The organism is Streptomyces sp. NPDC019531 (assembly GCF_044903305.1).
Lineage (GTDB): Bacteria > Actinomycetota > Actinomycetes > Streptomycetales > Streptomycetaceae > Streptomyces.
The window spans coordinates 1-14,375 of the sequence record NZ_JBJDQL010000092.1 but is presented as its reverse complement, the minus strand read 5'-3'; the positions used below and the strand labels follow the sequence as shown (position 1 = coordinate 14,375).

Genomic DNA, 14,375 nt, shown 5'->3' with positions numbered 1-14,375 from the left:
AGAAAGAACAACCTCCACCGACTCATCAGCCCCAAACCGAGAGGCGCGACAATACGACTCAAAGTGCCATACCTCAGATGAAAACGACCTCTCAGAGCCAGGGCAGGCCGAACGCCGAGGCCAAGCTGTCGAAGGGGCCGTCCAACCGGCCCTAGCCGGCGCCCTGTCCACGGCCTGCCTGCGCGTCATCGGCGGGCCGAACCTGCCACACCGCAAACGGGGTCCTTGTCCCGCCTGGTCAACCAGGCGGGACAAGGACCCCTGCGCCGTACGTCGCTCATCCAACGAGGGGTTGGGGCTACTTGATGTAGACGAGACCGTCGGTGGTGATGGTGGGACGGCCGCTGGTGCCGACCACGACGATCTTGACCGTGTGCTTGGCGCTGCTGGACCAGGTCTTCGTCCAGATCGCCTGCCGGTAGAGGGTGGTGGAGGACTTCAGGTCGACCGTGCTGACCTTGACCCCGTCGACGTACACGTAGACCTGACCCGAACTGGAGGCCCGGGAGACCACCCAGGAGGCGGAACGGCCAGTGAAGGTCCAGGTCAGGGCGGCGCCCTTGGAGCCGCTGGAGTACGACTTGCCGCCCAGGTAGCTGGTGGAGGAACGGGTCGTCCAGCTGCCGGACTTCACCGCCGAGGTCTCCTGCAGGATCACCGGCGTGTAAGAGGGGGAGGAGGTGCGGTAGTTGCCGGCGTAGTCGTAGGCCCGCATCGACCAGGTCGTGGCGGTGCCCGACTTCGCGGTCTTGGCGGCGCTGGTAGTGGTCGGGCCGTACGTGGCCGTGGTGGGGGCCAGCAGCTTCACGGAGCTCAGCGCGGCGTTGTCGGCGGCCCTCCAGCCCAGCGTGACCGGGACGGCGGTGGTGCTGACCGTGCCGGTGCGCAGGGAGAGCTTCGGCGTGGCGGTGAAGGTCGGTGCGGTCGTCTCCGCGACGACGTTCAGCGCGGCGGTGGTCACGGTCTTGCCGGACTGGTGCACGGCCCGCACGGCGACGGTGTGGCTGCCCAGGGGCAGGGTGGTGTTTGCGGAGGTGGCGGTGCCGGAGGTGGTGGCGACGGTCTTGCCGTCGACCAGCAGCTGGAAGCTCTTGATGAGCGAGGACGGTGTGGTGGCCGTCCACTTCACGCTGATGGCGCCCTTGGTGTAGTACGTCGAGCCGGACAGGCCCGCGCCGCCGACCGAGGCCACCTTCAGGCCCTGCACCGGGCCGGCCGCCCAGGTGCGGATGGTCGGCAGCTGCGTGTAGAGGGAGTTGCCGGGGCACTGGGTGTTGTAGCCGTCGCGGTGGGCGGAGATCCGGTTGAAGGTGTACTTGGTGCCCGCGGTGAAGCTGGTGCCGAAGTAGTTCTTCTGGCTCGCCCCGGCGTTGAGCTGGACCGTTCCGGCCGGGTCGGCGCCGTACTGGCCGAGCTTCCAGGCGGCCACGCGGGCGATCGAGGTCAGCGCGGCGTTGGAGGCGCTGGTGGAGGTGTACTCGCCGAGCACCGCGATGCCTGCGGACTCCCGGTTCCAGCCGTAGGTGTGGGCGCCGAGCACCGGCAGGTCGACGCCGCCCTTGCGGCCCTCGAAGACGGTGCCGCACTTGTCGACCAGGAAGTTGTAGCCGACGTCGTTCCAGCCATTGACCTGCGTGTGGTACGCGTAGATGCCCCGCACGATCGACGCCGAGTCGGCGCAGGAGTAGTCGTTGGCCCCGTCGGTGTGGTGGACGAAGACGGCCTTCACATCGGCGTTGTACTCGGACGGGTCGGGGCTGAGCGACTCATCCGCGCCCCAGCCGGCGCGCGAGGTGATCGGCGGCTTGGGCACGGTGGACGGCGGCGCGGACGGTGTGGTGGCCGACGGGCTCGGGGACGTGGTCGGCGAAGTCGACGGGGACGCTGAGACGGTGGGCGTCGCCGTGGTCTCGGTGGGCGCCGGGGACGTGGGGGTCTGGTCCGTCGGCGTCACGGTCACCCCATCGGTGGGCACCGTGGAATCGGTGGGTGTGGCCGCCGGGCTGCTCTCCTCGGCGACGAACGCCGCCGGCTCGGTGGCCTTCGTCTCGGCCTCGGTCACCACGCCCGGATCGACCAGGTTGACCTCGAGTCCCTTGGGCAGCGCGCCGACGGTGCCGTCCTCGTGGACGACCTGGACCTGGACGCCGTCGGAGGCACCGACCCACAGCGGCTCGGACGCGCCGCGCATCCCGGCCTCCGGGTCCTCCGGCGGGTCGATGTTCACTTCGAGATCCCGCCAGGAGCTCCACGCGCCGCTGTCCAGGTCGCGGGTGCGCACTTGCGCCGTGCCGTCGAGCCGCTTGAGGGCTCCCGTCCAGGAGATGCCGATCAGCGAGAACTGCTCGGTGTCCGTGCGCGGCAGCTCGCGCTTGCCGCCCGTCGTCCCCTTCAGCGCGAGGTCGTAGACCTTCACCGGCCGCTTGGCCCGGCCACCCGAACCCGGATCGCCGGACGGGCTGGCGACCGCGTAGGTCACCACGCCTCCGCCCCCCAGAACCACCGCGCCGAGCGTCAGCCACGCCCGGCGCTTCAAGGTCAACGGTCTGTACGCATGCGTCGTACGACGACTCACGACGAATCCACCCCAGTAGGACGGCCCAAGGCCGTTAGAAGGCCGCAAGGGCCACGAAGAAGGTCACCTGAGGCACACCCGACACACAGGTGGCCTGCCCTACCCAGCGGGCTGTGACCGGGAAACATCACTCAGTTCGAGATCTTGGTGACGCAGATCCCCCCGCCGCACCGCGTCGGAATCGGTCGGCGACAGTCGGCGACGCTCAGCCGATGGCGATGCGGGGGTGGGCGCCGGGCGTGATCCAGCCCATGATGCGGTCCACGGTGGCCCGCGGCACGGAGACACAGCCCGCGGTGGCGCCGCTGCCGTTGACGTGGAGGAAGATGCCGGCGCCGCGGCCGGGCGTGGCCGGCCACCGGTTGAAGTTGATGACCAGGGCCTTGGCGTACTGGACCGGGTAGTTGACGAGGCGCTCGCTGCCGCGGTCGCCGGACTCGGTGAGCGGGAAGTCCGCGCCCGCTTCGCCGTGCATGGAGTTGTAGAACTTCGACTCGGGGTCCTCCACCCACCAGTCGTCGTTCGTGACCCGGTGGTACGGCATGGAGGTGCCGCCCGCCTCGTTACCGAAGCCCTCGGTGATGGTGTAGGTGCCGGTGGGGGTGGTGTACGTGCCCTGACGGCGGGTGGCCCCGTCGGTCACGCCGTTGGAGCCGACCCGGCCCGCGCTGGTGCTGAACTGTGCCTTCCAGCCGACCGATCCCTTGGCCCAGGCGGTGACGGTGGCGTAGGAGCCGTTGGACTTGACGGTGATGAGCTGGGTGGCGTCGCCGATCTCGACGGGCACGGGGAAGTCGGGCGCGGAGGGGGCCTGGGCGGCGGATCCCGCCTCGCCGGAGCCCGACCCCGACCCTGTGCCGTCCGCGGACTGTCCGGTCCCCTTGGCACCGCTGTCCGATGTGGAGGCGGATGCTGAGGGTGAGGTGGACGCGTCGCCGGAGGCGGAGGCGGAGGCGGAGGGGCTGGGGGAGGGGGAGCCGGAGGCGCTGGGTGACGCGCTGTCGGAGGCGTCGGCAGCGAGGTCCTGCGGTGACTGCGGTACCACGACCGAGTCGGAGGCTGTGGTCTGTTGGTCGTCCTGCTCGCCGCAGGCGGAGGTCACCGTGAGGGTGCTGAGAATTGAGGCGGTGATCAGAACCTTCCGGGGAAGGGCGTGCACAGGGAACTCCTTGCGTGAAGGGAGGGCGAGCTCAGCTCGCGGTCGCGGGTGTGGTGGGTAGGGCGCCGGAGCAGGTGGCGCGGCCGAACGTGCCGCTGGCGGTGGCGCTTTGGACGTAGCGGCCGCGGATCGCGAGGGTGCAGCGGGCCTGGCCGCCGTTCTCGCCGAGGGTGATGCTGAGGGTCGGGTCCTGGCCGAGGGGGACCTCCACGGTCTTGCGCCAGGGCAGCGCGGCGGCTTTGACGACGGTGGCCGTTCCGGCTTCGTCGCGGGCCTGATAGGTGATGTCGGCGGTGCCCTGGCCGGACACCTCGTAGGTGACCGAGGCGGTGGGGGTACGGCGCTTCGGCTTGCTGTCGCTCTCGCCGGTGTCCACGACGCCGTACACCACGAGCCCTGCGCATGCGGCCAGCGCCGCGCCGGCCACGATCAGGCCCGAGCGGTCCGCTCGCCGGAAAAGCGACGGCGTCGCGGATTCTTGTGGCGTGTCGCCCATGAATACTCCCGTTCGAAATTTCGACTGCTCGGGATTGAATCGAGCGGGTTATACACGACGTCGTCCATCGGTCGCCAGTGAGGGGAAATATCGGACACTCGACGCCCTGTTAGGTGCTGATCGTCCGCAATGTCCAAACGCTTGACATTGCGTCACCGGAATGAATAGAAATTCGGCGCCCCTCCCCATGGGCTCATATTCGCGTGGGTGGGGTTGATTTCCGGCGGCATGTTTATGCCATGACGCACGAGGAAGGGTTTGGCGTGAAACCCAGACTGGGCAGGCTGATGGCGTGCCTGGTGGTAGCTGCGGTCACGAGCACCGCGTTGCCCCAGGTCGCGTATGCGGCGCCCGCTGATGACGGTGACGGCAAGGGGATTGTCGACGCTATCAAGGGCTGGTTCGTGGATGGCGATGACGATAGCGGGGAAGTGGCGCAGCCGCCGTCCCATGACGAATTGGGGGTGGCGGACCGGGAAAAGGTATCCTGGCCCAAGAGTGATCCGAAGGCGAAGCGCGTCAGGGAACTGACAGGTAAACGTACGGCAAACTCCAGGTTTTGGCAGCTGTCGGACGGGCGAATCGAAGCGGAATTGTCGGCGGTGCCGACGTCGTACCGTTCCGGGTCGGGCAAGAAGGCGTCCTGGAAGCCGGTCGACACGACGGTCCGGGCATCGGAGGCCAAGGGTTTCGCATTTGCCAACACGACGAACGAGGGCCGCAGCTGGTTCGGTACCGAGGCGGACCGGCTGGTGCGTTTCCAGTCGCCGGACGGACGCTCGGTCACCCTGGGCCTCGACGCCGTGGACAAGGGCCTCAAGCCGAAGGCCAAGGGCTCCACGGTCACGTACGACAACGCGGTCGAGGACGCGGATCTGGAGTACGTGGTCGGTCCGGGCCGGGTGAAGGAGAACATCACCCTCGCCGAACGCCCCGTCGGGCCACTGAAGTTCACCTTCACCCTCGATACCGACGGGCTGATGCCGAAGGCGCGAAAGGACGGCTCGATCGCGCTGTACGGCGAGCTGCCGCACACCCCTGTGATGGTGATTCCCGCGCCGTACATGACGGACGCGAAGAAGGCGGACTCTTCCGTCTTCGGCCGCACCTACAGCACCAAGGTCGCGCAGAAGCTGACCAGGGACGGCAAGTCCTGGAAGCTGACCGTCACTCCGGACGCGAAGTGGCTGGCGGCCAAGGAGCGGCAGTACCCGGTCGTCATCGACCCGACGATCACGATCGCCCCGTCACCGTCGCAGTCCCAGGACACGATGGTGCTGTCGGACCAGCCGTCGACGAACTTCAACACCAGCTGGAAGCTGTCGGCGGGCCGCACCTCCGCCACGGCGAACTCCCGCTCACTGATCAAGTTCCCGCTGGACGAGATCCCCACGGGCACGAAGATCGACTCGGCCCGGCTGGAGATGTACTTCGACCAGGCGCACACCACCGCCACCACGAACACCCAGATCGGCGTGTATCGGGCCACCGGAGCCTGGGATGAGACGACCGCGACCTGGTCCAACACCAGCTCGCTGGTGGGTGAGCAGTCCGCGACGACGGTGCAGGTCGACGACGAGGACACGGGCACGGCGGCGGTCGGCGCTTGGCCGACGTCGGGCGCGACGACGAACGCGGTGGGGGACACCTTCCGTTTCAACCTCGACTCGATCACCGGCGACAAGTTCACCTGGCCCGTGCGTGTGCCCGAGACGGCCAGCTACCGAGTGGACGCGCACTATGTGCAGGGCGCCAACCGGGCCACCAACGCCCCCTACACGGTGACCGCGGCCGGCGGCGCGACCAGCACCTACACCGTCAACCAGACCACCGGCACCGGTGGGGTATGGACCTCCCTGGGTGGCGACGGCAACGAGCTCAGCTTCAACAAGGGCGGCGCCTACAAGGTCGAGCTCAAGGACACCTCGGTGCCGACCAGCCAGTCGCTGATCGCGGACGCGGTGCGCCTGGTCGACCCGGCGAAGATCACCAAGTCGGCGGGGCAGTACAACCGGTGGCACAGCTTCCCGGTCGGCGACACGGTGCAGAAGTGGGTGGACGGCACTGCCACGAACCACGGCTTCGTACTGAAGGCGACCGACGAGGCGAACAACCCCCTCGGCGGCCCCCGCTACGAGTCCGGCGACGGCGACTACGGCGGCGAGACCGCCACGATCCCCCGGCTGACGGTGACCTACGGCAAGGTCGGCACCGAGCTGAACTCGCCCACGGTGATCCACTCCACGGGCCCGGAGCTGTCGTGGAAGGCGTACTCGAACACCACCGGTGATGCGGACCTGAACATCGCTGAGTACCAGCTGCACCGCTCCACGCAGCAGGCGTTCACCCCGTCCGCGGCCACCCTGGTGGCCCCGATCGACAAGACGGCGACGACCTACACGGACACCACCGCGACCCCGACGCCGGACTCCTCCTCGGCGGAGATCGGACGGTCGTACTACTACCAGATCGCGGTAAAGACGGCCGACGGCCAGCTGCTCGGCTCGCCCACCCGCATCGTGGGCGTGCCGAAGGCGGGCCGCACGATGGAGCTGATCCAGGGCACCGCGGCCGGTGCCACGGACACCACGCTGTCGTCCACGACACCGACCACCAACCTGGACACCATCGACTCGGCGGGAGCCGGCCAGAAGTGGCTGACGGTGGGGAATAACTCGCCCACCTACGGCAAGACCCGCACCGCCCTTAAGTTCCCCACCAGCGATCTGCCCACCACCGCCACGGTGTTGGAATCCCGGCTGTTCATGTGGGGCGCGGAGACCACCACCGACACCAACGGCGCGATCTACGAACTCCACGGCCTGACAAGGGACTTCTCCGAAACCCAGGCCACCTGGAACAGTGCCGCCACAGGCACGGCGTGGACGGCGGCCGGCGGCGACTTCTCCGCGACCGTCTCCGACACCGTCGCCCAGGTTTCCGAGGTGGGCCGGCACTGGTGGGACGCCACGTCCCTGACCCAGGGCTGGGTGAAGACCCCGTCCTCCAACAAGGGCGCACTGATCAAGCTGAAGGACGAGACCGCCACCGGGCCGCAGGAGCGCACGGTGTTCCTGGCCTCGGAGACGTCCGACCAGCAGCTCGGTCCGCTACTGCGGGTGATCTACGTCGACTCCACCACCGAGGACACGTACTACGCCCCGCAGACGCCGTCCCGCATGACCCCCAACTCGACGTACACGGTGGACTTCACGGCCACCAATACGACGAGCTCCGCGTGGGCGAGCGGTGAGCGGCAGCTGTCGTACACCTGGAAACTCCCCGACGGCACGGACGTCACCACCGGCGGCAACCAGCTCTCTACTGCGATACCGGGACTGGCCCCCGGTCAGTCGGCGACGATCCAGGCACAGGTCAAGACACCCATCAACTCCGACTCCGGCAACAAGCGCACGGACTACGTGCTCGGCTGGGACGTGAAGAAGGTCTCCGACGGCAGCTGGCTCTCCGCCGGCACCGGCGGCATCGCGCCGCTGAAGCAGAACGTGGCGGTCGAGGACCCCACCTCCAACACCCTCGGCCTGGAGAAGTTCTACTCCTACACCGGCAAGAACACCGGCGCCGGCTCGACGGTGATGAACAACCTGGCCTCGGGCAACACGGTGTGGTCGTATAACGCGTTCACCAACCCTGGCCGGGGCCTGACGACGTTCGCGCGGTTCGCGTACAACTCGCTGGACACCAGCGACACGGTGTCGGGCGCGGGCTGGTCCGCCCAGCTGGCAGGCCCGATCCGGCTCGGCGCACCGCTGGACTTCCACCCCAACCCGAACGCCAACGCGACGGAAATCCGCCTCCCGGACGGCGACGGCACCACCCACGTCTTCACCAAGCAGGCCGACGGCACCTGGAAGGCCCCGGCAGGCGTCCACTACCGGATCACGATGAAGGCGGGCCTGGACTGCACCCCGAACAAGGACCCGATACCGGACGCCTGGGCACTCCTGCGCCCCGACGGCACACGGTTCTTCTTCGGCTGCGACGGCTACCTGACGTCCGTCGTGGACAGGAACGGCAACACGCAGACGTACACATACGAGGAACGCAAGTCCAACAACAAGCCGACCAAGTTCCTCACGTACATCACCGACCCGGCCGGTAGGCAGTCCCTGCGCGTCGACTACTACAAGAAGGGCGACGCGTCGTACGACTACATCGACGACACGGGCGCCAAGGTCACCGGCTCGAACCTGACCAACTCGAAGATCTACGACCACGTCAAGTCCATCACGGACATCTCCGGCTCCGTCTCGGGCCTGCCGACCCGCAAGATCTCCTTCTTCTACACGACGAAGGGCCTGCTCGGTCAGTTCACCGACGGCGACGGCTCCAGCCAGCCGAAGGTGTTCAAGTTCACCTACGACGCCACCCAGGGCAACAAAAACGTCAAGCTGGTCAAGGCCACCGACCCGCGCGGCAACGGCACGAACCTGGCGTACTACGCCCCGCAGACCGGGGACGACCCGAAGTACCACTGGTGGACCAAGACCATCACCGACCGCCTCAACCACGACACGGGCTTCGCGTACGCGGCGAACACGACCAACACGAAGTTCACCGACACCACCGTCACCGACGCCGAGACGCACGCCACGAAGTACGTCACCGACGACTTCGACCGCCCTGTCCAGACGGTCAACGCCAAGTCCCAGAACACCAAGATGAGCTGGGACGCCGACAACAACGTCACCTACATGGAGGAGGTCAACGGCGCCAAGACCGCGTACTGCTACGACCAGAAGACCGGCTATCCCCTCTGGCAGCGCGACGCGGAGAACAACAAGACCGGCGTACCGGACCAGACGACCACCTGCGTGACGGACACCTCCAAGTGGCCGGCCAACGCGGCGAAGTACGAGTACCAGACGCGCGCCGACGGCTACTCGGCCGACCTGTTCCGCAAGACCTCGCCGGAGGGCCGCGCCTGGCAATTCGGCTACGACACCTTCGGCAACCTCAAGACGGTCACCGACCCAAAGGGTGTTGCGACGACGTCGGTGCCGGACGACTACACGACGAAGTACGACTATGACGCCTATGGGCAGGTAACCAAGGCCACCGACGCCAACGGCAACCCCACGACGTTCGGCGGATTCGGCCCGACCGGATACCCAGAGACGATCACCGACGCGAAGACCGTCTCGACGACGTACGTCTACGACGAGCGGGGCCAGGTCACCAAGGTCACCGACGCCGACCAGAAGGTGACCACGCAGACATACGACACGTTCGGCCGTCCGCTGGTCAGCACGGTGCCGAAGGATCAGGATGCTGGTGTCCTGATCACGACCCCGGCGCCGGTGTACGACGACAACGACAATGTCACCAAGTCGACAGCGCCGAACGGCGCAGTGTCCACGGCGGTGTACGACGACGCGGACCAGGTCACGTCGGCGACGGCGCCGGCGAACAACCAGACCGACCCGCGCACCACGACGTACACCTACGACAAGGTCGGCAACCCCAAGGCGACGACCGAGCCCAAGGGCACGGCGACCACGGCGGACACGACCGACTACGTCACGACGAACTACTACGACGAGATCTACCAGCTCACCTCCGTGATCAACGCGAAGGGCGACAAGGTCTCGTACGAGTACGACAACGTCGGCAACGTCACCAAGGTCATCGACCCGAAGAAGAACGCGACAACCGACACGACCGACTACACGACCAGGACCGACTACGACCTGAACCACCGGGTCACGGTCGTCACCGACGCGGCCGGAAAGACCACGAAGCGCGGCTACGACAAGGACTCGCTGGTCACATCGGCCACGGACGCCGAGAACAACACCACGCTCATCACCTACGACGAACGTGGTAAGCAGACTGAGGTCAAGGTCCCGCACGACGGCACCACGTCGATCACGTACCGCACGACGAAGTACGAGTACGACCAGGCCGGCAACACCACCAAGGTGATCACCCCGCGTGCGGTCGCGGCCGGTACGACCACCGCGTTCACCGCCCGTACCGAGTACGACGCGCTGAACCGTCCGGTCAAGCAGTATCAGCCCTACGATCCGGCAGACAGCCGCTACAACAACCCCAACGTCTACACGGAGACCACCTACGACAAGGTGGGCCGAGTCGCGAAGACCTCCCTGCCGCCGTCGGAGGGCGAGACGGTCCGCAACGACACCACCTACGGCTACTTCGACAACGGCTGGGCGAGGTCGTCCACGGACCCGTGGGACATCGCCACCACCTACGACTACAACGACCTGGGCAGGCAGACCACGCGGACCCTGACGTCGGCGGGCGGCTCCTCGGACCGCACGATGTCCTGGTCGTACTACCCCGACGGCTCACTGAAGTCCCGCTCGGACGACGGGGTCCCGGTGGGCAAGTCGGTCGTTTTGGTGGACAACTCCGACACCCAGAACACTGCGAAGAGCGGCACATGGACGAAGGGAAACCTCGCCGGCCAGCAGGGCTACAACCACGAGACCCGCGCGGCCGGAACCGGCACTGACGCCTTCACGTGGACACTCAACATCCCCAAGGACGGCACGTACACCGCGTACGTGAAGTTCCCCAAGGTCACGGGCGCCGCGACGACGGCCAAGTACACGCTCACCCATGAGACCGGGACGGCCGACAAGACGATCGACCAGAACGCGACAGCCAACCAGGGCACCTGGGTCTCACTGGGCTCCTACTCCTTCAAGCAGGGCAACGAAGCCAAGCTGCAGCTGTTCCAGAACAGCGGCGGCGTCGTGGTCGCGGACGCCGTGAAGCTGGTCAGGGACAACTCTGCCGAAACCGACAACGAGAAGCGGACATTCGCGTACGAGTATGACCTCAACGGCAATCTGACCAAGATCGACGACACCTCGTCGGGTGCGAAGATCGACGCGTACTCGGTCCTGTACACCGGCCTCAACCAGGTCGACAAGGTCACCGAGCTTCTGTCCGGCCAGGAGAAGAAGTCCACGTCGTACACCTACGACGCGAACGGCCTGGTGAATACGGTCGCTCACCCCGTCCAGTACTCCAAGTACACGTACGACCTGCGTGACCTGGTCAAGACGGCGTCGATCGGCAAGTCCCCCACCGATGCCTCGCCGAAGGTCACGTCGTACACCTACACCGACCGCGGCCAGTCGTTGATGGAGACCAAGGCCAACGGCAATACCGTCGACCACACGTACTACCTCGACGGCGCGCTGAAGACCTCGGTGGAGAAGAAGGGCAACGGAACCACCCTCGTCGCCTCGCACACCTACGCCTACGACCCGAACGGCAACAAGGCGCAGGACGTGGCGAAGAAGATGAACGCCGACAACCACGCGGCGTACCTCGAATCGACGACGGACTACACCTATGACCCGGCCGATCGGCTTGCCAAGGCGGTCAAGACGGGCAATGGCGCAGGCACCGAGACCTACGTGCACGACGACAACGCCAACGTCGTCAGCCAGACGGTCAAGAACCTCACCACCAACTACGACTACGACCGCAACCGTCTGCTGAGTGCAACCGCCGTCGGCGGCACCACGTCCACCTACAACTACGACCCGTTCGGTCGCCTGGAGTCGGTGACCTCGGGCAGCAAGGTGGTCAGCCGGAACGTGTACGACGGCTTCGACCACGTCGTCGAGTCCCAGAGCGCGGACTCGACGGGGGCGATGAAGTCGACCAGGTACACGTACGACCCGCTGGAGCGCACCGCGTCGAAGACAACGGATGGCAAGACCACCGACTTCGGCTACTTGGGCCTCTCCTCCGAGGTCCTGGACGAGAACGTCGCCGGACAGCTGACCAAGTCGTACCAGTACAGCCCATGGGGCGAGCGGCTGTCGCAGATCAAGCACAACAGCGACGGCACGACCGAGGACGGCTACTACGGCTACAACGGCCACACCGACGTCGAAACGCTCACGGACGGAGCCGGCGACACCAAGGCCACGTACGGCTACACGGCCTACGGCTCCGACGACGCGTCCGAGTTCACCGGCATCGACAAGCCTGACCCCGGCAACCCCGGGAAGGAGGACTACAACCCCTACCGGTTCAACGCCAAGCGCTGGGACGCCCAGTCCGGCACGTACGACATGGGCTTCCGCGACTACAGCCCGGGCCTGAACCGCTTCACAAGCCGGGACATGTACACCGGGGCCCTCGCCGACATGAACCTCGGCACGGATCCGTTCACCGGAAACCGGTACGCGTTCGGCGGCGGCAACCCTGCCAACTTCATCGAGTACGACGGCCATTTCGCGTTCGTGCTCGTCGCTGCCGTAGCCGTCGTGGTGGTGGCCGCGGCACTGATCACGGACGAAGTCTCCGCCGAGCAGTCGGGACGCGAGAGCATGCTCGACCGTATGGCGGACGGCCTGACATCCACGGCCGAGGGCATTCGGGACTCCATCGAGGAAGCCACGCAGGACGACCCGGAGCCGAAGCCCGACAACAAGCCGCGGAAGGACAACGAGCCCCAGTCGAAGCCCAGGCCGATGCCGACGCCGAGTCCGGCTCCGTCCCCGATGAACAAGAACCGTCAGGACTGCACGTCGGGGAACTGGTCCGGTTCTGCCATCCATTACGACCCCCTGAGGGATGGTAAAGCGCAAGGCGGGGAGGCTTGTCTGACGGCTCCGCTGGGGACGGGCTCGAAGGCAGCTTCCCTGCCCATCTCCGGATATCAGGATGCGCGCGACCAGGGATTCAATGTGTCCCGGTGCCACGTCATCGGAGCCAAGCTCGGCGGCGACGGCACGCGTGAGGACAACCTCTTCACCTGTGCACAGAACCCGACGAATTCCGCGAACATGTACCACCAATTCGAGAAGCGTGTGGCGGCGCTCGTCAAACCTGGCGTGTCGGTCTATTACAACGTCAGTCTGCTCTACCGCGAGGGGGCCAGCCGTCCCTACGGGGTGAGCATGTCCTACTACACGAGTACCGGTGAATCGGACCACCGGACGTTCCCGAACTGGGCGTACCAGAACGGTACTTGGACAACATTGGGCTGAGTTCGCTCACCCCGTTTGCCGTGGCCCTGAGCGGTATGCTCAGGGCCACGGCCCGCAGCTTGGCATTCGACTCCTTTCAGAAAGGATCAGAGGCTGGTGTACACCACTCCCGCCCCCGAGGTGGATATCACAGCGATCATCCCCGACCTGTCAGAATGGCGCAGGACCGCCGTGCGTTTGCATCCCCGGCCGGGGAACCCCCGCGAGGCCGACAGTCACATCGGCGGTCCCATGCTCGACGTCGAGGGAAGCTCGCGCCCCGCCTGTGAAGAGCATCCGATGGATGTCGACGGTCGGCAGATGCCGCGCCCGATGGAATCCGTGGCACAGTTCTTTCGGCGCGATTTTCCCGAGATTCCGTATCCGGCGGGATGTGATCTCCTGCAAGTGTACTGGTGCCCGAACGATCACTACTTGGAATATGCTGACTCGGGTTACGAGGGGCCTGCGGTCTCACTTGAGTGGCTCGATTCCGCGAATCAAACAGGAGGCGCCAGGGAAAAACCCTTCCATCGGGTTCAGCCCTGCAATGAATCGTATGACTTGCGCCCGTGTCGAATCACGCCGGAGCGAGTCATTGAATTTCCCTGGATGGAAGATCTTCCCGACGACATCGCGAGGCGTCTCGTCGCGGTGGATCAGGAACGAGGATTGCGTTATCAGTACGCCCTGTCGGTCGCGTACGGCTGGAAAATTGGAGGGTGGCCGAGTTGGCACGCGACGGATAAAAGGGACCTTTTCTGTCCTGACTGTGAAGGAAGCGTCGAGTTGCTTCTCAAGGCGGACAGTAGCGAGTGGGACGGCGCGAGCGACCGGTGGTGGCCACTGGAGGACAGGGAACTGGACCAGCAAGCGCTGCAGGTCGCCTATTCACCGACCGGCGCAGAGGTCGGCCGGTTCGGCGAGCTTCGCGTCTTCGTCTGCCGCAATAGCGTCCGACACCGACCCGTCCTCGACATCCAGTGAAGACGAGGGCTTGTCCCGCAATGATCACTTGGTCGATGCGGACAAGATCGGTGCCGCGCCTTCGGTCTATCCGGCGAGGGCCTGAGCTTGATCCGCTTTGACGGACATCCGAGATCAGGGGCCCTGCCCCGGAAGGATGTCCATCATGGAGAGCATGGGGAAGAAGAAGCCACGCCC

Annotated in this window: 6 protein-coding genes; 2 read left to right on the top strand and 4 right to left on the bottom strand. The window is 66.2% G+C overall.

What is annotated here, in order from left to right; all coding sequences use genetic code 11:
* Positions 1-298 precede the first annotated feature (298 nt).
* From ACI2L1_RS44210 to ACI2L1_RS44195, 4 genes are all read right to left on the bottom strand, one after another.
* The gene (locus ACI2L1_RS44210) at positions 299-2,536 is read right to left on the bottom strand and encodes a peptidoglycan recognition protein (protein ID WP_404745151.1); all 2,238 of its coding nucleotides are present in this window, start codon (positions 2,534-2,536) and stop codon (positions 299-301) included.
* Positions 2,537-2,780: 244 nt separating this feature from the next.
* Positions 2,781-3,734, bottom strand: a complete 954-nt coding sequence (locus ACI2L1_RS44205; protein WP_404745149.1) for a L,D-transpeptidase family protein — start codon at positions 3,732-3,734, stop codon at positions 2,781-2,783.
* A 31-nt stretch (positions 3,735-3,765) separates the two neighbouring features.
* Complete coding sequence (locus tag ACI2L1_RS44200; RefSeq protein WP_404745148.1) at positions 3,766-4,230, bottom strand: hypothetical protein; 465 nt, start codon at positions 4,228-4,230, stop codon at positions 3,766-3,768.
* 152 nt (positions 4,231-4,382) lie between these two features.
* Positions 4,383-4,682 carry a hypothetical protein gene (locus tag ACI2L1_RS44195; RefSeq protein ID WP_404745147.1) on the bottom strand — a complete coding sequence of 100 codons (300 nt, stop codon included), beginning with the start codon at positions 4,680-4,682 and terminating at the stop codon, positions 4,383-4,385.
* A gap of 819 nt (positions 4,683-5,501) precedes the next feature.
* On the opposite strand from ACI2L1_RS44195, the gene ACI2L1_RS44190 reads away from it, so the two are divergent.
* Together ACI2L1_RS44190 and ACI2L1_RS44185 are read left to right on the top strand one after the other, a co-directional pair.
* Positions 5,502-13,232, top strand: coding sequence for a DNRLRE domain-containing protein (locus ACI2L1_RS44190; protein ID WP_404745150.1), 7,731 nt, complete (start codon positions 5,502-5,504; stop codon positions 13,230-13,232).
* Between the two features lie 96 nt (positions 13,233-13,328).
* Positions 13,329-14,198 carry a hypothetical protein gene (locus ACI2L1_RS44185; protein ID WP_404745146.1) on the top strand — a complete coding sequence of 290 codons (870 nt, stop codon included), beginning with the start codon at positions 13,329-13,331 and terminating at the stop codon, positions 14,196-14,198.
* Positions 14,199-14,375: the final 177 nt, after the last annotated feature.